19 protein-coding genes and 2 riboswitches are annotated in these 18606 nt (G+C 65.9%); of the genes, 14 read left to right on the forward strand and 5 right to left on the reverse strand.

From position 1 onward, the window contains the following. Window positions 1-74 precede the first annotated feature (74 nt). The 9 genes from RCH10_RS10675 to RCH10_RS10715 all read left to right on the forward strand — a co-directional run bounded on the left by RCH10_RS10675 (window position 75) and on the right by RCH10_RS10715 (window position 10788). Window positions 75-1046, forward strand: coding sequence for a substrate-binding domain-containing protein (locus RCH10_RS10675; protein WP_323498790.1), 972 nt, complete (start codon window positions 75-77; stop codon window positions 1044-1046). 36 nt (window positions 1047-1082) lie between these two features. Next, the gene (locus RCH10_RS10680; RefSeq protein ID WP_409052327.1) at window positions 1083-2249 is read left to right on the forward strand and encodes a Gfo/Idh/MocA family protein; all 1167 of its coding nucleotides are present in this window, start codon (window positions 1083-1085) and stop codon (window positions 2247-2249) included. A 96-nt stretch (window positions 2250-2345) separates the two neighbouring features. Further along, entirely contained in the window at window positions 2346-2864 is a 519-nt protein-coding gene (locus RCH10_RS10685) for a DUF3617 domain-containing protein (protein WP_409052328.1), read from the forward strand. Window positions 2865-2943: 79 nt separating this feature from the next. Then, window positions 2944-3870, forward strand: a complete 927-nt coding sequence (locus RCH10_RS10690) for a fatty acid desaturase family protein (RefSeq protein WP_409052329.1) — start codon at window positions 2944-2946, stop codon at window positions 3868-3870. 124 nt (window positions 3871-3994) lie between these two features. Next, window positions 3995-5131, forward strand: a complete 1137-nt coding sequence (locus RCH10_RS10695) for a ligase-associated DNA damage response exonuclease (protein ID WP_409052330.1) — start codon at window positions 3995-3997, stop codon at window positions 5129-5131. A gap of 7 nt (window positions 5132-5138) precedes the next feature. Then, entirely contained in the window at window positions 5139-6791 is a 1653-nt protein-coding gene (locus tag RCH10_RS10700; protein ID WP_409052331.1) for an ATP-dependent DNA ligase, read from the forward strand. Window positions 6792-6876: 85 nt separating this feature from the next. After that, complete coding sequence (locus tag RCH10_RS10705) at window positions 6877-7452, forward strand: hypothetical protein (RefSeq protein ID WP_409052332.1); 576 nt, start codon at window positions 6877-6879, stop codon at window positions 7450-7452. A gap of 70 nt (window positions 7453-7522) precedes the next feature. Then, window positions 7523-10195 (forward strand): ligase-associated DNA damage response DEXH box helicase, encoded by a 2673-nt coding sequence (locus RCH10_RS10710; RefSeq protein ID WP_409052479.1) that lies wholly within the window; start codon window positions 7523-7525, stop codon window positions 10193-10195. Between the two features lie 41 nt (window positions 10196-10236). Further along, a complete protein-coding gene (locus RCH10_RS10715) occupies window positions 10237-10788 on the forward strand; it encodes a hypothetical protein (RefSeq protein WP_409052333.1) in 552 nt (183 codons plus the stop codon). Here the strand turns inward: RCH10_RS10715 and RCH10_RS10720 are convergent. Beyond that, a complete protein-coding gene (locus RCH10_RS10720) occupies window positions 10775-12049 on the reverse strand; it encodes a D-amino acid dehydrogenase (protein ID WP_323498750.1) in 1275 nt (424 codons plus the stop codon). The two genes, RCH10_RS10715 and RCH10_RS10720, sit on opposite strands and share 14 nt — an antisense overlap. 28 nt (window positions 12050-12077) lie before the next feature. Further along, window positions 12078-12186, reverse strand: a riboswitch (glycine riboswitch). A gap of 12 nt (window positions 12187-12198) precedes the next feature. Further along, a riboswitch (glycine riboswitch) is annotated at window positions 12199-12291 on the reverse strand. A 134-nt stretch (window positions 12292-12425) separates the two neighbouring features. Here RCH10_RS10720 and pdeM point away from each other — a divergent pair. Both pdeM and RCH10_RS10730 read left to right on the forward strand, forming a co-directional pair. Beyond that, a complete protein-coding gene (gene pdeM, locus RCH10_RS10725; protein WP_409052334.1) occupies window positions 12426-13151 on the forward strand; it encodes a ligase-associated DNA damage response endonuclease PdeM in 726 nt (241 codons plus the stop codon). After that, window positions 13148-13759, forward strand: coding sequence for a cyclic nucleotide-binding domain-containing protein (locus RCH10_RS10730; protein WP_409052335.1), 612 nt, complete (start codon window positions 13148-13150; stop codon window positions 13757-13759). The genes pdeM and RCH10_RS10730 overlap by 4 nt, the downstream gene beginning before the upstream one ends. A gap of 35 nt (window positions 13760-13794) precedes the next feature. On the opposite strand, the gene RCH10_RS10735 is transcribed toward RCH10_RS10730, so the two are convergent. The 4 genes from RCH10_RS10735 to RCH10_RS10750 form a co-directional block, all read right to left on the reverse strand. Then, a complete protein-coding gene (locus RCH10_RS10735) occupies window positions 13795-13971 on the reverse strand; it encodes a DUF3606 domain-containing protein (RefSeq protein WP_409052336.1) in 177 nt (58 codons plus the stop codon). A 107-nt stretch (window positions 13972-14078) separates the two neighbouring features. Next, the gene (locus RCH10_RS10740; protein ID WP_409052337.1) at window positions 14079-14609 is read right to left on the reverse strand and encodes a TPM domain-containing protein; all 531 of its coding nucleotides are present in this window, start codon (window positions 14607-14609) and stop codon (window positions 14079-14081) included. A 14-nt stretch (window positions 14610-14623) separates the two neighbouring features. Then, on the reverse strand, window positions 14624-15574 hold the full coding sequence (locus tag RCH10_RS10745; protein ID WP_409052480.1) for a TPM domain-containing protein: 951 nt from the start codon (window positions 15572-15574) through the stop codon (window positions 14624-14626). A gap of 18 nt (window positions 15575-15592) precedes the next feature. Next, window positions 15593-16195: a LemA family protein gene (locus RCH10_RS10750; protein WP_409052481.1), complete on the reverse strand. Its 603-nt coding sequence runs from the start codon at window positions 16193-16195 to the stop codon at window positions 15593-15595. A gap of 56 nt (window positions 16196-16251) precedes the next feature. Here RCH10_RS10750 and RCH10_RS10755 point away from each other — a divergent pair, with 56 nt between their 5' ends. From RCH10_RS10755 to RCH10_RS10765, 3 genes are all read left to right on the forward strand, one after another. Next, complete coding sequence (locus RCH10_RS10755; protein ID WP_409052338.1) at window positions 16252-17040, forward strand: hypothetical protein; 789 nt, start codon at window positions 16252-16254, stop codon at window positions 17038-17040. Between the two features lie 84 nt (window positions 17041-17124). Then, window positions 17125-17574 carry a YybH family protein gene (locus RCH10_RS10760; RefSeq protein ID WP_409052339.1) on the forward strand — a complete coding sequence of 150 codons (450 nt, stop codon included), beginning with the start codon at window positions 17125-17127 and terminating at the stop codon, window positions 17572-17574. Between the two features lie 31 nt (window positions 17575-17605). Then, window positions 17606-18598 (forward strand): YheT family hydrolase, encoded by a 993-nt coding sequence (locus RCH10_RS10765; protein ID WP_409052340.1) that lies wholly within the window; start codon window positions 17606-17608, stop codon window positions 18596-18598. Window positions 18599-18606 lie beyond the last annotated feature (8 nt).

Raw genomic sequence — 18606 nt, forward strand, 5'->3', positions numbered from 1 at the left:
TTTTCGCTTCCGTTTTCCGTTCCCGTTTCATCAACCAAAAGGAGACATCCAGCATGACAAACATCACCCAACACATGAGCCAAAATTTCAGTCGACGCATTGCGCTCACGGCCGTGGCCGCAGCCGCCATCGGGCTGGCCAGCACACCCGCGTTCGCCGACGAAAAGGTCAACCTCGGCGTATCCATTCCGGCAGCGACGCACAGCTTCATGGGCGGCATCAACTACTGGGCCAACCAGGCGAAGAAGGATCTGGAAAAGGCACACAAGGACTTGAAGATCACGATCAAGACGGCGGCCAACGCGCCGGAGCAGGCCAACCAGTTGCAGGACTTGTCGACGGTCACCAAGATCAACGCGCTGGTCGTGTTCCCGTTCGAGTCTGCGGCCCTCACCAAGCCGGTCGCGCAGGTCAAGGCCAAGGGCGCCTACGTGACCGTGGTCGACCGCGGCCTGACCGACACCAGCGCGCAAGACGCCTACGTGGCGGGCGACAACACGGCCTTCGGCAAGATCCCGGCTGAGTACATCGTGAAGACGCTCGGCGGCAAGGGCAACGTGGTCGCACTGCGCGGCATCGCGACCACGCTCGACAACGAACGCATGGACGCCTTCAACGCGGTGCTCAAGGGCAGTCCGGACGTGAAGCTGCTCGACGCCAAGTACGCTAACTGGAACCGCGACGATGCCTTCAAGGTGACGCAGGACTACCTCACGCGTTTCAAGGAAATCGACGCCATTTGGGCTGCCGACGACGACATGGCGGTGGGCGTCGAAAAAGCCATTGCGCAGGCCAAGCGCACGGATATCAAGATCATCTTCGGTGGCGCCGGCGCCAAGGGCGCAGTCAAGACCATCATGGACGGCAGCGACCCGCGCATCAAGGCCGACGTGAGCTACTCGCCCAAGTTCATCTACGACGCGATCAAGCTCACGGCCGAAGCGCGTCTCAAGGGCGAGAAGCTGCCGGCGACGACGATCATTCCTTCGGTGCTCATCACCAAGGACAACGCCAAGGATTTCTACCATCCTGATTCGCCGTTCTGATCTTGGTCCGGTGCAGACTTTGCGCACTTCGCGAACATGATCTCTGAAAATTTTCGCAAGCTGCGCTACGCGATGGTCGGCGGTGGCCGCGATGCCTTCATCGGCGCGGTGCACCGCAAGGCCATCGCGCTCGACGGGCAAGTGGACCTCGTGGCGGGTGCGTTGTCGTCCAGCCCCGAGAAGGCCCACGCATCGGGTCGCGACCTGTTCCTGGCCGACGATCGAAATCATGGCGACTGGCGGACATTGCTCGCCGATGAACTGAAGCGACCGATCGATGAGCGCATCGATTTCGTCTCGATCGTCACGCCCAACCATGTGCACTTTCCGGTGGCGCAGGCCTTCGTCGACGCCGGCTTTCACGTGGTGTGCGACAAGCCGCTGGTGCACACACGGGTGCAGGCCGACGCGTTGATTGCAGCGGTGCAGCGGCAGGGCACGATGTTCGGCGTGACCTACAACTACACGGGCTATCCGATGGTCCGCCAGGCACGCGAGATGGTGCGATCGGGTCAGCTCGGCACAGTGCGCAAGGTGGTTGTCGAATACAACCAAGGCTGGCTTGCGACGCAGCTCGAAGCCGGCGGAACCAACAAACAGGCCGACTGGCGCACTGACCCGGCGCGGAGCGGCGCAGCGGGCGCCATCGGCGACATCGGCTCCCATGCGGAGAACCTGATCGCGACGGTCACCGGTCTCGACATCGAAGCCCTTTGTGCCGATCTCTCGGCACTGGTGCCGGGCCGCGCGCTCGACGACGACGGCAGCCTGCTGCTGCGGTTTGCCGGTGGCGCGCGCGGCGTGCTGATCGCGTCGCAGGTCAGTACGGGCGTCGAAAACGACTTGCGGCTGCGCGTGTCGGGGACGCTCGGCACGATCGAGTGGCGGCAAGAGCAGCCGAGCCAGCTCGTGCATCTGCAGCACGACGGACCCAAGCAGATCCTGACGCGCGGCTCGCCGTGGTTGTGCGAATCGGCACGGCGCGCGAGCCGGCTGCCGAGCGGCCATCCGGAAGGGTTCATCGAAGCCTTCGCCAATGTCTATGCGGGCATCTCAGCAGACATACGCGCCAGACTCGCGGGCACGACCGCCGACGCGATGACGGCCGACTATCCGCGCGTGGAAGACGGCGCACGCGGCGTGCGTTTCATCGAGCGCACTGTTGCATCGGCCGCCAGCGACGCCAAGTGGACGGCTTGGTGACAATGGCTGTCGCGCCGAGCTAGGCCGATCGCACTATTTCGCGGCATCGAGCAGCGCGGTACAAGCTCGGATTGCTTCCATCGTTCGGAGTCCTCCATGAAGATTCGTTTGCCCGTCGCGGCACTGTGCCTGTTGTCGTGCATCACCGCGACAGCTGCGTTTGCCATCGACTACCCCGCGCGCAAGCCCGGCCTTTGGGAAATGAAGATCGGCGACGGCACTGCCGCTGCCGCGGACCAGACCATCCAGCAGTGCATCGACGCGAGCAGCGACCAGGCGATGCGCGACATGGCGCAAGGCATGGGCACGGGCAAGGACGCTTGCTCGAAGCAGGACATGCGCAAAGCGGGCAGCACGACGGTCATCGATTCGGTGTGCAAGGTCGGTGCGAGCATTGCAACCACGCACGCCGTTGTCACGGGCGACCTGAGCACCGGCTACCGCATGGAAAGCACGTCGACGTACCAGCCGCCCTTCATGGGAAAAACCGAGGGAAAGGCGGCGATGGATGCCAAGTGGGTCGGCCCATGCAAGGCCGACCAGAAGCCTGGCGACATGATCATGTCGAACGGGATGAAGATGAACATCATGGACATGATGGGTGGCGCGAAGTAGCGGTTTCCCGGTAGCTGCGGCAAGCGCACGTCGCTAAAGTGGGCACTTCGCCCCCGAGCGGGCCTGCAGGAAACGAGCCGTGGCAGCTGCGCCCCGCGTCCAACCCGACGCCTTTTTCACACCCGAGGAATGGAGCGCACTCACGCAGCGCTCGGCATGGCGCGGCCTCTGGTCGGTGGCGCACTGCTGGGCCGTCATAGGCGCAGCGATGGTCGTCGGGTCGCTTTGGCCCGTCGCCATTCCACTCGCGGTAGTCGTCATCGGCACCCGGCAACTGGGACTGTTTGTGCTCATGCACGACGCGGCACACGCGGGGCTGCACCGCAACCGCAAGATCAACGACTGGGTGGCGCACTGGCTCTGCACGCCCACGCTGCGCGCCTACCGGCCGTACCACCTGCAGCACCACCGCTATGTGCAGCAGACCGAAGACCCGGACCTGGTGCTGTCGGCGCCATTCCCCATCAAGCGCTCGTCGCTGGCGCGCAAGGTCTGGCGCGACCTGAGCGGGCAGACGTTCTATAAGCAGCGCTTCGCCCACACCGTCCAGCGCATCCGGGCGCGCACAGAGGGCGAGTCGGCCTGGCGGCTGTTGGGCCAGGAAGTCGCCAAAGATCGCCGTTTCCTCGTTGGCAACGCCATCGGCTTCGCGCTCTTCAGCGCGGCGGGTTTCTGGTGGGTCTGGCTCTTGATGTGGCTGCTGCCCATGATGACCTGGCTGCCGCTGGTGAGCCGCATCCGCAACATCGCCGAGCACGCGCTGGTCGCGCAAAACGAGCCCGACCCATTGCGCCAGGCGCGCACCACGCACGCGAGTTGGTTGGCGCGGGCGGTCATCGCACCTTACTGGGTCAACTACCACGCCGAGCATCACATGTTCACCAACATTCCTTGCTGGAACCTGCCCCGCGCGCATCGCATCCTGAAGCGCGACGGCGTGACGTCGCTGATGGAAATGGAAAGTGGCTACGTGGCGCTGCTTGCGAGGGCGGCGCCGGCCGCCTGATCACCCCTTTAGCTGTGTTGCGCGGCATGTCGCGTCGCGGGCGTAGGCGGCTGCCCACAGCGCTTCGCGGCGCCCCAACGGCCAAGGTCGCGCTGCCTGCGCCTACGATCCACTGCACATGCACGTGCCGCCGACCTCCGTCAGTTTTGCCTCGCGCCCCGACGATCTGGTCGTGGCCCGTCCTGAGGGCCTCTACTGCCCGGCGGGCGATTTCTACATCGACCCGTGGCGCGCGGTCGATCGTGCCGTCATCACGCATGCGCACTCCGACCACGCGCGCATCGGCCACGGCCACTACCTTGCGCAGACCGACAGCGAGGGCACGTTGCGAACTCGGCTGGGTGCCGACATCAACTTGCAGACCCTGCCTTACGGCGCAGCGATAGAGCACAACGGCGTGCGCATCTCGCTCCACCCTGCCGGCCACGTGCTCGGCTCCGCGCAGGTCCGCCTCGAGCATGGCGGCCGCGTGTGGGTCGCGTCGGGGGACTACAAGACCGAGCCCGACGGCACCTGTGCGCCCTTCGAACCGGTGCCGTGCGACACCTTCATCACCGAGTCGACCTTCGGCCTGCCGATCTACCGCTGGCCGACGCAGGCGCAACTGAGTGCCGACATCAACGACTGGTGGCGTCGGAATGCCGACGACGGCCGCGCCTCGGTGCTGCTCTGCTATGCCTTCGGCAAGGCGCAGCGCATCCTGCACGGTGCGGACCCGTCAATCGGGCCGATCGTGGTGCATGGCGCGGTCGAGCCGCTGAATGCGGTGTATCGCGCCGCAGGCGTCGCGCTGCCGCCGACGCTGCGCGTGAGCGACCCCGAAGTGAACCCGCAGATGCTCAAGCGCGCGCTGGTGCTGGCGCCGCCGTCGGCGCAGGGCACGCCTTGGATGCGCCGCTTCGGCAACTATTCGGATGCGTTCGCGAGCGGCTGGATGCAGTTGCGCGGCACGCGCCGCCGTCGCGGTGTCGACCGCGGCTTCGTCATGAGCGATCACGCCGACTGGCCGGGATTGCAGAAGGCCATTGCCGGCACCGGCGCCGAGCGCGTGTTCGTGACGCACGGCAGTGTCGCGGTGCTGGTGCGCTGGCTCACCGAGAACGGCCTGGAAGCGCAGGGGTTCAAGACCGAGTACGGCGATGAAGACGTGGCGGACAAGGCCGGGAGCCCCCATCCCAACCTTGCCGCGGAAGGGGAAGGAGTAACAGCCGAGACTCCCGCCCCTTCCGACGGAGGGCAGGGGTGGGGGCCAGCGGCGTGACCATCGCTTGAAAGCCTTCGCCGCCCTCTACCGGGAACTCGACGCCACCACATCGAGCCTAGCCAAGCAGGCCGCGCTGCAGCGCTACTTGCATGGTGCGGCGCCTGAAGACGCTGCCTGGGCCGTCTATTTTTTGGCCGGCGGCAAGCCGCGGCAACTGGTGCCGACCAAGCTGCTGCGCCTGCTCGCGCAGGAGGCGGCCGGCCTGCCCGAATGGCTTTTCGATGAAAGCTACGAAGCGGTCGGCGACCTGGCGGAAACCATCTCGCTGCTGTTACCGCCACCGACCGAGGCGCACGACCTGGGCTTGGCCGTGTGGATCGAGCAGCGCTTGCTGCCGCTCAGAAAAACGCCGGCCGACGAACTCGCCGATACGCTGCGCGCGCAGTGGCGGCAGCTCGCGACCGACGAGCGCTTGGTCTACTTCAAGCTCATGACCGGCAGCTTCCGCGTCGGGGTGTCGAGGCTGCAGGTCACGCAGGCGCTGGCGGCGGTCGGCGCCATCGATGCCAAGCGCGTGGCACAGCGGCTGATGGGCTACACCCACATCACAGGACAACCCACGGCGCGCGACTACGCCACGCTCATCGCGCCCGAAAGCGATGGCGAGCAGAACCAGCAGACCAGCGGCCAGCCGTACCCGTTCTTTCTCGCGCATCCCTTCAACGAACCGGTCGAGCGCTTCGACGCGCTGCTCGGCGCGCCCGTGAACTGGCTGGTCGAGTGGAAGTGGGACGGCATCCGTGCGCAGCTGGTCAAGCGCGCCGGCCAAGTCTGGCTGTGGTCCCGCGGCGAAGAACTCGTGACCGACCGCTTCCCCGAGCTCGCGACCATGGGCGAGGCGCTGCCCGATGGCACCGTGCTCGATGGCGAGATCGTGGTGTGGCGAGACGACAAAGTGCAGCCCTTCGCCGAACTGCAACGCCGCATCGGCCGCAAGACGCTAGGCCCCAAGCTGCTGCGCGAAATCCCGGTCGTACTGCTCGCCTACGACCTGCTCGAATGGCAAGGCAAGGACCTGCGCGCGCTGCCGCAGGAACAACGCCGCATGGCGATGGACGCGCTCCTGACCGAGGTACAGCACCCGCAACTCATCGCGAGCCCGACGCTCACCGGCGACGACTGGACCGACCTGTCGCGCCAGCGCGAAGCCGCCAGGTCGATGGGCGTGGAAGGGATGATGCTCAAGCAGCGCCACGCCGCGTATGGCGTGGGCCGCACCAAGGACGTCGGCACTTGGTGGAAGTGGAAGATCGACCCGCTCAGCATCGATGCCGTGCTGATCTACGCGCAGCGCGGCCACGGGCGACGCGCCAGCCTGTACAGCGACTACACCTTCGCCGTGTGGGATGGTCCGCCGGAGCAGGAAGACCGCAAGCTCGTGCCCTTCGCCAAGGCCTATTCAGGCCTTACCGATGCGGAGATGAATCGCGTCGACGCCGTCATCCGCAAGACCACCATCGAAAGCTTCGGCCCGGTGCGCAGCGTGAAGCCCACGCTGGTCTTCGAGCTCGGCTTCGAAGGCATCGCGAAGAGCACGCGGCACAAGAGCGGCATCGCCGTGCGCTTCCCGCGGATGCTGCGCTGGCGGGAGGACAAGCCGGTGGAGGAGGCAGATACGTTGGAGACGTTGGGGGCGTTGCTGCCGGGGTCGGCCTGATGGCCGAGCGCACGGGTACCCGTGGCTGGCATCGCGATTCAGCGCTGTTTTTTTGTATCAGTAACGAACGGGTAAGGCAATTCGAATGACCGCTCCGGATTCCAAGGTTTTGGCATCGTTGGCATACCGCATGGAGGCGATTGCGATCGGCCGTCTCGCCTTGCGTCATCACATGTCTTGGGAAGAAGTCCCTTCCATGGAGATTTTTTTCGATGGGAGGCAGGTCGTTGACGGCAAGGCTACCGGGTTTACGAATGCGGCGATAGAAGCGGCAGTCATCCACTGTCGCGCCATCTTGGAGTTCCTCGGCTTGCAGGGGACGAACTCGTCAAGCCCCGGAATCTCGAACCGTCCCAATCGTAGGGATGGCGATCTGGGCGTGGAGCAGTTTTCGGCGTTATCAATGCTGACCAGGGAGCAGGCCGTGGCCGCCTACCCTGGCCCAGAGACGGAAGCGGAGGCTGCGTTGTGCCTGATCTTTCAATCTGCAAATAAAGGTTTGGCTCATATGACCAGCGCCTTCACGCCTCACAGCGCAGAGGCTCGACATCTTGAGATCGCGTTTCGCGGCGTACCCGTCCTCTTGATCATTGGGTTTTACGCGCCCCTTGGTATCCAACCGCCGAACTGCGAACTCACGTTCCGGTCGAACCCTGACTAGCCAAATGGTTTTGGCCAACGTCGAGGGTGCAGGGCTCGCAAGCCGTAAGCTGCCCGTGGCGAGCCCGCGCATGCTGGGCGACTGGTTCCAGGCCCGCGGCTGGAAACCCTTCAAGTTCCAGCGCGAAGTCTGGAAGGCCATCGCCGCCGGCGAATCCGGTCTGCTTCACGCGACCACGGGCGCGGGCAAGACGTATGCGGTCTGGCTCGGCGCACTGCTCGCGTTCGCAGTTCCGCCGAAGGCCGCCAAGCCGAAGAAGTCCGTGACGCCGGACTCCCCCGAACGGGCATCGAAGCGAAAGACAGCGCCCCCCCTCACCGTTCTCTGGATCACCCCGATGCGAGCACTCGCGGCCGACACGCTGCGCGCGCTTCAGCAGCCGCTCGAGGCACTCGCGCCCGACTGGTCCGCCGGCGCACGCAGCGGCGACACGGCCTCGGCCGAGCGCGCAGCGCAAAACGCCCGCTTGCCCACGGTGCTCGTCACCACGCCCGAGAGCCTGTCGGTGCTGCTCTCCCGCGCGGACGCGAGCGAGGTGCTGGGCAGCGTGAAGATGGTGGTGGTCGACGAGTGGCACGAGCTGCTCGGCAACAAGCGCGGGGTGCAGGTGCAGCTTGCGCTGGCGCGGCTCAAGCGCTGGAATCCGGCACTCATCGTGTGGGGCATGTCGGCGACCTTGGGCAATCTGGACGAGGCGATGCGCACGCTGCTCGGCAGCGGCGCCGCGCAAGGCACGATGGTGCAAGGAGAGGTCCCGAAGAAGCTGGTCATCGATTCGCTGTTGCCGGGCCGCGCCGAGCGCTTTCCGTGGGGCGGGCATCTGGGGCTCACGATGCTGCCGCAGGTGATCGAGGAGATCGCGTCGAGCAAGACGACGCTGGTGTTCACCAACACCCGCTCGCAGTCGGAAATCTGGTACCAGGCGATGCTCGAAGCCAAGCCGGAGTGGGCGGGTTTGATCGCGCTGCACCACGGCTCGCTCGACCGCGCGGTGCGCGAGTGGGTCGAGGCGGGGCTCAAGAGCGGCGAGCTGCGCGCAGTGGTGTGCACCTCAAGTCTCGACCTGGGCGTCGATTTTTTGCCGGTCGAGCGTGTGCTGCAGATCGGCTCGCCCAAGGGCGTCGCGCGCTTGCTGCAGCGCGCCGGGCGCTCGGGCCATGCGCCCGGGCGGCCGTCGCGCATCACGCTGGTGCCGACGCACAGCATCGAGATGGTGGAGGGCGCTGCGGCGCGCGATGCGATTGCGGCCGGGCACATCGAGGCGCGCAGCACGCCGGAGCAACCGCTCGACGTGCTGGTGCAGCACCTGGTCACCGTCGCGTTGGGCGGTGGCTTCATGCCCGACGACCTGTACGACGAAGTGCGCAGCACCGCTGCCTACGCCCAGCTGTCGCGCGAGAGCTGGGACTGGTGCCTGGCGTTCGTGCGGCAGGGTGGCCCGTCGCTCGCTGCTTACCCGGACTACCAACGCGCCGTGCCCGATGCCGAAGGGGTGTGGCGCGTGCCCGATGCGCGGCTGGCGCGCCGCCATCGCATGAACATCGGCACCATCGTGAGCGACGCCAGCATGACGGTGCAGTTCGTCGGCGGTGCCAAGCTCGGCAGTGTCGAGGAGAGTTTTGCGGCGCGCATGAAGCCGGGCGACTGCTTTCTTTTCGGCGGTCGCATGCTCGAACTCGTGCGCATCCACGAAATGACCGCATGGGTGCGTCGCGCCTCGGGCAAGCGCCCGGCGGTGCCGCGCTGGAACGGGGGCCGCATGCCGCTGTCGACCACGCTGGCCGATGCCGTCGTGCAGCAACTCGCGCTGGCCGGCGAGGGAAAGTACGACTCGCCCGAACTGCAATGCGTGCGCCCGCTGCTAGAAATCCAGCAGCAGTGGTCGGCACTGCCGACGCCGCAAACCCTGCTGGCCGAAGTGCTGAAGACGCGCGAAGGCTCGCACCTTTTTCTCTACCCGTTCGCGGGGCGGCATGTGCATCTCGGGCTCGCGAACCTGATCGCCTGGCGCGTCGCGCAACAGGCGCCGCGGACCTTCTCGATCGCGGTCAACGACTATGGCTTCGAGCTGCTCAGCGCCACCGATGTCGACTGGCCGGCGCTGCTGCCACAGGTGCTTGCGCCGGTGGACGAGGCGACGCTGTTGCACGAGGTGCTCGAAAGCCTGAATGCGGGCGAGCTGGCACAGCGTCGATTTCGCGAAATCGCGCGCGTGTCCGGACTGATCTTCCAGGGCTATCCGGGCGAGAAGCGCAGCAACAAGCAACTACAGGCATCGTCGTCGTTGTTCTGGGAGGTGTTCCGTAAATACGATCCGCAGAACCGGCTGCTGCTGCAGGCCGAGCAGGAACTGCTCGCGCAGGAACTGGAGATCGGCCGCTTGCGCGTGAGCCTCGCGCGCTTGAACACGCAGCAGCTGGTCGTGCAAACGCTGGCGCGCCCGACGCCGTTCGCATTCCCTTTGATGATCGAGCGCTTCCGCGAAAAGCTCACGAACGAAAGCGTGGCCGACCGCATCGCGCGCATGGTCGAGCAACTGGAGAAGGCAGCGGGTGGCGCGGTGCCGGTGGGCGGCGTGGAGGGCGTCAGGAGCACGCTGGCGTTCGGCAGCGAGCGTCGTCCGGCCAGGGTCAAAGGCAGCGAGATCGGCAACGACAGCGGCGGCGAAAGTGCCGACGGCCAGGGCGCACGGAAGCGACCCCGTCGCGAGCGCAAGCCGTCGCGACCATTGCCGCCGCTCTAGCCTCGATGATCCCGTCGGTCGAGGTACAAAATGCCGCACGCATGACCACCTCCATCCAGTTCCGCCGCCAGCTCATCGTCGCCATCCTGCTCGGCGCCGCGGTCGTCGGTGCCTTCATCCGACATTACGCCGAGCCGGGTGCGCTGCGCAACGTCGGCACTCTGATGATGTTGATCTGGGTGCCGATCGTCGGCAACATCGTCGGCTGGCTCATCGGCAGGATCAAGCGCAAGCCGCAGACCACGGTCGCCGGTACGCTGCCGCCGACTTTCGTTGCCGGCAGTGCGTTCAAGCCGCAGGCGCTGGTCGACATCACCTTGCGTCCGGCCAGCGTGCCGGCGGAAGACAAGGCCATCGCCGAGGGCGAGCATCACTGCGCATTCGTCGTCGACAACCAGGCTTTCTCGGCGCGCTGGCTGCTGCCGCAAGGAGCGGCGGTGCTGCGACGCGGGCAGCCGCGCGCAGTGCAGGTCGAGTTCCTGGCGCCAGCCGTGGCACTGCCACTGTTCACCGCAGACACCCGCTTCCGGATGCTGGTCGGTCAGTCGTTCATCGGCGACGGCCGCGTGGTGGAGCTCATCAAGCCTTCGTAAAGGCGAAGTCCACTTCGGGCGTCAGGCCGCTGACGATGCGAGCGATCGATTTGCCGGAGCCGCAGGCATGCGTCCAGCCAAGGGTGCCGTGTCCGGTATTCAGGAAAAAGTTCGGCAGCTTGGTCTTGCCGATCAGCGGCACGTTGCTCGGCGTAGCCGGGCGCAAGCCGGTCCAGAACTGCGCTTGCGTCGCATCGCCGGCGCCAGGGAACAGGTCTTCGACGCGCTTCACGATGGCTTCGCAACGTACGCGGTTCAGGTCGCGGTCGTAGCCGTTGAGTTCGGCGGTCCCGGCGATGCGAAGGCGGTCGCCGCGGCCGTCTTCGGCGGTGTAGCGCGAGAACACGAGCTTGAATTCGTCGTCGGTCAGCGAGACCTGGTGCGCCTTGGACGCGTCCTTGACCGGCATCGTCACCGAGTAGCCTTTGGCCGGGTAGATTGGCAGGCGGATGCCGAGCGGCTTGGCGTAGATCGGGCTGAGCGAACCCATCGCCAGTACATACGAATCGGCTTGCAGTTTCTGGAACCGGCCTTCGATATCAGTCGCTTCGACATGTTCGATCTTGCCGCCGGCTTGGCGGATCGCGGTCACCGTGTGGCTCATCAGAAACTTGACGCCGGCCACTTCGCACAGCTTGACCAGTTCGCGCGCGAAGCGATTCGCATCGCCCGATTCGTCTTCGGCCGTGTACGTGGCGCCGGCCAGGCGTGACCGCACATGCGCCAGCGCAGGCTCGATCCTGATGGCCTCGTCGGCCGAGATCACCAGACGCTCGCAACCGAGGGCGCGCATCTGTTCGCTCGGCTTCAACGCGCCGTCGAACTCTTTTTCGTCGGTGTAGAAATGTAGGATGCCCTGTGTGCGCTCGTCGTAGGCGATGCCGGCGTCGCGCCGGAGCGCCTGCAGCATGCTGCGGCTGTAGGTTCCGAGCCGAACGATCTGCTCGATGTTGTGCCGGGTGCGCGCCGGCGTGCATTCGCGCAGGAACTCCAGGCCCCATAGCCATTGGCGCATGTCGGCGCGAATGCGAAAGAGCAGTGGCGCATCTTCCTTGCCTAGCCACTGCAGCACCTTGAGCGGTGCGCTCGGGTTGGCCCAGGGTTCGGCATGGCTGACCGAGATCTGGCCGCCGTTGGCGAAGCTGGTTTCGGCGGCCGGTGTGGCTTGCCGGTCGATCACGGTCACTTCGTGGCCGAGCTGTTGGAGGTAGTAGGCAGAGGTGACGCCGAGCAAGCCGGCGCCGAGAACGATCACGCGCATGGGAAGACCTTTTGAAAGTATTTCAATGGCCGCTCCCCCTGTCCTTGGTACCTGAGAGATTCGTGCTGCAAGAGAGGCTTGCGGCAGTTGCTCCTTCGGTGCGTCACATGGCGTGACGGCTCTCCAGACGGCTTTTCAAAAGGTGCAGTACACAACCGGCGTGCGGTTTACCTGAGCGTTCATGGGAGTTTGCGCCTTCGGTGGGCCGTTCTGACGAACGCCCGCTCTCCTGCAGTGCAACGAGTTTAACCATGCGTGGTCACAAATTGCTGACAATTTGAGACACTGCACTCCCTTTTGACGTTCCGCCGATTCCTGCCTTTCCTCCACCGCTGCCATCGCCGCTGCCATCGCCTCTGTCATCACCCCGCCGCTCGTGTCTCCTTCTCTTCCTTGCCAGGTCCAATGGGCCGATGAAACCCTGCAGTTGCTTCCTGAGCGCGCCATCTGGTGGCCCACCGGGCAAGTTCTCTTTGTCGCCGACTTGCATCTCGGCAAGGCCGCAACGTACCGCGCGCTCGGTCAGCCGGTGCCGGGCGGCACCACGCTCGAAAACCTCGGGAGACTCGACGCGCTGATCGAACGTCACGCGCCTAGGCGCATCGTTTTTCTCGGCGACTTCCTGCATGCCGCGCAGGCGCGCAGCGTGCTCACCACGCTGCAGGTCTGGCGCGACGGTCATGCAGATATCGACATGACGCTGGTGCGCGGCAACCACGACCGCCGCGCGGGCGATCCGCCGGCGTCGCTGCGCATCGACGTGGTCGACGAGCCCTGGCTCATCGGCCCGTTCGCCTGCTGCCACCATCCGCAAACGCACCCGACGCACTTCGTTCTGGCGGGCCATCTGCATCCGGCGTGCAAGCTGTACGGGCGTGGCAGGGACAGCTTGCGCATGCCGTGCTTCGTCAGCGAGGCGCGCCAGGCCATCCTGCCGGCGTTCGGCGAATTCACTGGCGGCTGGCTGGTGGAGGCGGCAGCGGGTCGACGCTTTCACGGTGTCGGCGGTGCGGCGGTGTGGGCCTTACCCGTAGCCACCCTGTCCAACATGGCGGGGCAGGGTGCCCACGCTTCGATCACTTCTCCAGGTTTCGCCAAATGAACAATTCCGTGGTGAGGCCCGATCTTCGCGAGCGCGCCGCACGCCTGCTGATGCTCGCGGCGCCATTGGCCCAGCTCGAACTCGAAGACGCGCTCATCGTCATCGATGCGATGGAGCCGGCTTTCGTGCGTGCCGGCCTGATCCTGATGGAACAGGACGAGGCCGACGACACCGACTACATGGCGCTGGTGCTCGAAGGCGAGGTGCGTGCCGAAAGCGGGACCGGCGTGACCGGTGAAGAGATCGTGGTGTCGGTGATCGGCCCGGGCAGCCTGATCGGCGAGATGGGCTTGCTCGACGGCGCGCCGCGTTCAGCCACCTGCACCGCGTTGACCGACCTCAAGCTCGCGACGTTGTCGCGCGAGGCTCTGATGTCATTGATCGACGGCCATCCCACGGTGGCAGCACGCCTGCTACTGGCCATCTCGAAAGGGCTTTCGGACCGTCTGCGTGACAGCAACCGCCGCTTGCGTTTGCTGATGCAGGTAACGCGGGCGGTTCAGCTGGAGCTGAACGCGGCGCATTCGATCAACATGAAGTTGCTGGTACCGGCCGTGGCGGCCGTGGCGGCGGTGGCGGCAGCGGCGAGGCCAACCGAAGGCGCTTGATTCGCTGCGGGTGCCAGGCGGCTCGCTTGCCCCGATCACTTGCCCAAATAGTGCCGCACCTTCTCGGTGGAGACGCCGGCTGCGGCCACCGCCGACCTGAGCTTGGCTTCGGTCACGCTGAAGGTCTGCGTCCAATAGCGCAGCTCATGCGCCTCGTTCACGTTGATGCGGCTGCGGTCCTGCGGGCCGTGGTTGTTGAGGTTGTCTGCCATGGCTTTCTCCTGGAAAGCTAGGACATTGGGCCTGCCGCGCTATGTGGCGTAGCAGACATAGCGGACTTTTCGTGCAGGACCAGTCCGAGGCGGCGAGCTGTCGCGCGTTAAAGCACGACCGGTGTGTCCGGCAGCTCGTTGCGATTGGCCACGCCGTCGTCCAGCGGAAAGTGTTCGACCAGCAGCGCGGACACTTCCCCCAGCGCTTGCGTGAGCCCATCTTCGAAGCGGCCCTCGCGAAACGCGGCGCCCATGCGTTGGGCCATCGCCGCCCAATCGTCGGCGCTCACATGGGCGTCGATACCGCGATCGGCCACGATCTCGATGGCGTGTTCTGCCAGCAGCAGATAGATCAGGACGCCGTTGTTGTGCTCGGTGTCCCATGTGCGCAGCTTGCCGAAGAGCATGACGGCACGTTGCCGCGCCGGTGCGCTGCGCCACAGGTACGACAGCGGCAGCCCGGCCTCGACGCAGATGCGGATCTCGCCGCTGTGGCGGCGTTCGCTGGCGGCCACGCGTTGCGTGAGCCGCTCGAGCAGCTCGGGCGGCAGCACACGATGCACGGCCGCCTCGTCGAACCAGCGATGGCGCCAGATGCGGCCGAGCCGGCCGAACAGGCCAGTCGAATGGGATTGCATTGCCACGGCCATCCTTACCAGCCGCCCGATGCGCCGCCGCCGCCGAAGCTGCCACCACCGCCCGAGCTGAAGCCACCTCCGCCGCCGGACGAACCGCCGCCGAATCCTCCACCGAGGCCGCCCCCGAGTGCGCCACCCGCAACACCGCCCCACCCGCCCCCGCGGCGCCCACCGCTGCCCATCGAAGGCAGCGGCATCGCGCCGGAGAACAGGGTGAACAGCAGCGCGATAAAGCCCGCCGCGACAGCGAGCAGGATGCTCGATGTCACGACCATCGCGATCGCGCCGGCGCCGAGCCCGGTCACGACCGGGCCGAGCTTGCTACCGAAGATCGAGCGCGCAACGCGGCCGATCAAGAACACGCCGAAGAACAAAAAGATGCCGAGCTCGGGCCAGTCGAAACCACCTCCGCCGAGCCCGCCACGTTGTGAAGCAGGGCGCTGGACTTCAGGCAATGCCTCGCCGCCGATCACCGCCACCAGTTGATCGACCGCGGCACCGATGCCGCCGGCAAAGTCATTCTCGCGAAAGCGCGGTTTCATCTGCTCGTCGATGATGCGAGCCGCGGTGAGGTCGGGCACCGCGCCTTCGAGCGTACGGGCCACCTCGATGCGCATCTTGCGATCGTCTTTGGCCACGATCACCAGCACGCCGTCACCGACCTCCTTGCGTCCGATTTTCCAGGTGGCGGCGACGCGGTTCGCGTAGCTCGCGATGTCTTCGGGCTGCGTGGTCGGCACCATCAGCACGACGATCTGCGAGCCCTTCTTTTGCTCGAAGGCGGCGAGCTTGGCGTCGAGCGACTGGCGCGCAGCGGCATCGAGCGTGCCGGTCTGGTCGATCACGCGGGCGTCGAGCGCGGGCACCGGCAGCACGCCTTGCGCCATCGCGGCACCGGCCATCAGGACGAAAAAGATCGCCGCCAGCAAGCGCTCGACACAACGCAGAACCGCGGCGACAGCCATGTGCAGCTTCAACGGTCGTTACTTCTTCGGAGCGCCAAAGTCGACGGTAGGGGGTGCGGAAATCTGCGATTCGTTCTGCACGCTGAAGGTGGGTTTGGGCGGATAGCTGAACACCTTGGCCGTGATGTTGGTCGGGAAGCTGCGCGCCAGCACGTTGTATTCCTGGACCGTCTTGATATAGCTGTTGCGCGCTACGGTGATGCGGTTCTCGGTGCCTTCGAGCGTCACACGCAAATCGCGGAAAGCCTGGTTCGCCTGCAATTGCGGGTACTGCTCCGACACGACCATCAGCCGCGACAGCGCGCCCGACAGTTCGCCTTGCGCCTTCTGGAACTTGTCGAAAGCCTCGGGGTTGTTCAATGTTTCGGGCGTGACCTGGATCGACGTCGCCTTGGCGCGCGCCTCGATCACCTTGGTCAGCGTGTCTTGCTCGAAATTGGCCTGGCCCTTGACCGATGCAACGATATTCGGCACCAGGTCGGCGCGCCGTTGGTACTGGTTGAGCACTTCGCTCCAGGCCGACTTGCTCGACTCGTCGAGTTTCTGGAAGTCGTTGTAGCCGCAGCCGGTGAGGGATGACAGCGACAGTGTCGCGACCAAAATCAAAAGCCAGCGTTGCATCGTTTGGGTCATGGGGTTCGCCCTTGAAGAGAAGTTCGGAAAGGTAGCATAGATGCATGCCCGTCGACCCTTTGCAAGTGCTCCGCGCAGCGCAGCGCCCGATGCCTGCCGTACCGTCCGCTGCAGCGCTGGGCACGCTGTTGATCGCGGGGGCGACGGGCGCGCTCGGCAACGAGCTGGTGCGCCGGCTGGCCGGCAGCCACCGCTACGCACACACACGGGTGCTGGCGCGCGAGCCGATGCGTGACGGGCTGCGCGGTGTCGAGACGGTGCTTGTGCCGACGACGTCGAGCGCGCTTGAGTCGTCTTCCAAAGCCATGCCGATCGCCGAGTGGCCGCGCGTGTCGGCCGACACCGCCATCGTGGCGTTCGATCCCCCGCGGCTGTATCACGACCGCGAGCGGGCGCTTTGGTTGCCCGATCCGGCGCAGTTGCCCGATCTCGCGCGTTGGCTGCGTGCGTGCGGCGTGACCACGCTGGTCATCGTGCAGCCGCACGCGCAAGGCGGCATGCCCGAGGCGCTCAAGCGCGGTCTCGCGAGCCTGGACGAGCAGGCGGTTGTCGCGCTGGGGTTCGCTCGCGTCATCCTCTTGCGCTCGGCGCAGAAGCCGACCGTGCTGAAGCACGCGAACACAGGCGAGAAGCTGGCAGCGTGGATGCTGTCGATCACGCGCCTCATGGTGCCGAGCAGCGAGCAACCGGTGCGTGCGTCGAAGGTGGCCGAGCTGGTCGATGTAGCCTTGGTGCTTGCGCCACTTGGCGTGCACATCGCCGCGCCCGAGCTGGTGTGGCGGGCATCGCAAGGTGATCTGCGTAGCGTGGCGCGGAGTTGGCTGGGTGCCTGACGGATCGGGCGGCCGACCGCAGCGATAGAGGGCAACGGCAGACCGCCTGCAGCCTCTGCCCCATCGAGGCAAAATCACCTGTACATGCCCAAGACTTCATCCCCTGCCGCAAGCGTCACCGGTTCCGCCGACGACATCGAGGCTGCGTTCTACGAAGCGCTGCAGCGCGGTGACATCGAGGCGCTGATGGGGTGCTGGTCGGACGACGACGAGGTGTTCTGCGTGCATCCGGGCGGCCCGCGTCTGGTCGGCCAGGTCGCTATCCGCGCTGCCTTCGAGCAGATGTTCGGCAACGGTGCGATCCACGCAACGCCGGCGCGTGTTCGCAAGGTCGAATCGATTGCCAGCGCCGTTCACAACGTGCTCGAGCGCATTGAAGTGCTCACGAGCGAAGGGCCACGCCATGCTTTCGTGTTGGCCACCAACGTTTATCACAAGACGCCGCACGGCTGGCGCATGGTCGCGCACCACGCGAGCCCTGGCAGTGCGCACGCGCCCGACGACGCCAACGAGTTTCCGCAAACGCTGCACTGATGCCGTACTGATGTGCACTGAGTCCGCTCCGATGCCACTCGATTACATTGCGCCGCGCTGGCTGCCCGGCGGCAACCTGCAAACCATCTGGCCCGCGCTGTTCGGCCGGCGCAGCGACGGGCCGTTGCCGCCCTATCGCCGCGAGCGCTGGAACGCTCCGGACGGTGATTTCATCGATGTCGATTTCGTCGATTCGCTGGGCTTGGCGCCGCGTCCGTTGCTGGTGCTGTTCCACGGTCTCGAGGGCTCTTCGCACAGCCATTACTCCGAGGCCTTCGCCGCCTTTGCCGCGACGCACGGCATGGCCTTTGCCGTGCCGCACTTTCGCGGTTGCAGCGGCGAGATCAACCTTGCGCCACGGGCCTACCACTCGGGCGACTACGAAGAGATCGGCTGGGTCTTGTCGCGGCTGCGCGCGCAGCACGATGCGAGCGGCGGCGGCCCGATGTTGGCGGCAGGCGTTTCCCTCGGCGGCAATGCGTTGCTGCGCTGGGCCGAAGAGGCGGGCGACGAGGCCTCGAAGGTCGCCAGCGCCATTGCGTCGATCTCAGCACCACTCGATCTGGCCGCCGGAGGCCACGCGATCGGCCGCGGCTTCAACCGCGTGGTGTACACGCGCATGTTTTTGTCGAGCATGAAACCGAAGGCGCTGGCCAAACTGAAACAGCACCCTGGCCTGTTCGATCGCAATCGGCTTGTCGCGGCGCGTGACCTGTACGAATTCGACAACGTCTTTACCGCGCCGCTGCACGGCTTTCGCGATGCCGACGACTACTGGGAGAGAGGCTCGGCCAAGCCGCACCTGAGCGCGATCCGCATCCCGGCGCTGGTCGTCAATGCGACCAACGACCCGTTCGTGCCCGCGGCCAGTCTGCCGCGGCAAGAAGACGTCGGCAGCCACGTCACGCTGTGGCAGCCGCCGCACGGTGGCCACGTCGGCTTTCCGCTCGGGCTGCCGCCCGGCCATGTACGCGGCATGCCCGAGCGCGTTGGCGGCTGGCTCTCCAAGCGTTCGGGGCTTTAGCCGACGAG

This window comes from Variovorax sp. GrIS 2.14 (genome assembly GCF_046115955.1).
Classification (GTDB): domain Bacteria; phylum Pseudomonadota; class Gammaproteobacteria; order Burkholderiales; family Burkholderiaceae_C; genus Variovorax.

What these genes read in the sequence shown, in the direction of transcription:
- RCH10_RS10710 (WP_409052479.1), top strand. Translation starts at nt 7,523, where the DNA reads ATGCTGGGCGACTGGTTCCAGGCCCGCGGCTGGAAACCCTTCAAGTTC.
- RCH10_RS10685 (WP_409052328.1), top strand. Translation starts at nt 2,346, where the DNA reads ATGAAGATTCGTTTGCCCGTCGCGGCACTGTGCCTGTTGTCGTGCATC.
- RCH10_RS10735 (WP_409052336.1), bottom strand. Translation starts at nt 13,971, where the DNA reads ATGGCAGACAACCTCAACAACCACGGCCCGCAGGACCGCAGCCGCATC.
- RCH10_RS10730 (WP_409052335.1), top strand. Translation starts at nt 13,148, where the DNA reads ATGAACAATTCCGTGGTGAGGCCCGATCTTCGCGAGCGCGCCGCACGC.
- RCH10_RS10705 (WP_409052332.1), top strand. Translation starts at nt 6,877, where the DNA reads ATGACCGCTCCGGATTCCAAGGTTTTGGCATCGTTGGCATACCGCATG.
- RCH10_RS10765 (WP_409052340.1), top strand. Translation starts at nt 17,606, where the DNA reads ATGCCACTCGATTACATTGCGCCGCGCTGGCTGCCCGGCGGCAACCTG.
- RCH10_RS10715 (WP_409052333.1), top strand. Translation starts at nt 10,237, where the DNA reads ATGACCACCTCCATCCAGTTCCGCCGCCAGCTCATCGTCGCCATCCTG.
- RCH10_RS10680 (WP_409052327.1), top strand. Translation starts at nt 1,083, where the DNA reads ATGATCTCTGAAAATTTTCGCAAGCTGCGCTACGCGATGGTCGGCGGT.
- RCH10_RS10755 (WP_409052338.1), top strand. Translation starts at nt 16,252, where the DNA reads ATGCCCGTCGACCCTTTGCAAGTGCTCCGCGCAGCGCAGCGCCCGATG.
- RCH10_RS10675 (WP_323498790.1), top strand. Translation starts at nt 75, where the DNA reads ATGAGCCAAAATTTCAGTCGACGCATTGCGCTCACGGCCGTGGCCGCA.
- RCH10_RS10760 (WP_409052339.1), top strand. Translation starts at nt 17,125, where the DNA reads ATGCCCAAGACTTCATCCCCTGCCGCAAGCGTCACCGGTTCCGCCGAC.
- RCH10_RS10750 (WP_409052481.1), bottom strand. Translation starts at nt 16,195, where the DNA reads ATGCAACGCTGGCTTTTGATTTTGGTCGCGACACTGTCGCTGTCATCC.
- RCH10_RS10720 (WP_323498750.1), bottom strand. Translation starts at nt 12,049, where the DNA reads ATGCGCGTGATCGTTCTCGGCGCCGGCTTGCTCGGCGTCACCTCTGCC.
- RCH10_RS10745 (WP_409052480.1), bottom strand. Translation starts at nt 15,574, where the DNA reads ATGGCTGTCGCCGCGGTTCTGCGTTGTGTCGAGCGCTTGCTGGCGGCG.
- RCH10_RS10740 (WP_409052337.1), bottom strand. Translation starts at nt 14,609, where the DNA reads ATGCAATCCCATTCGACTGGCCTGTTCGGCCGGCTCGGCCGCATCTGG.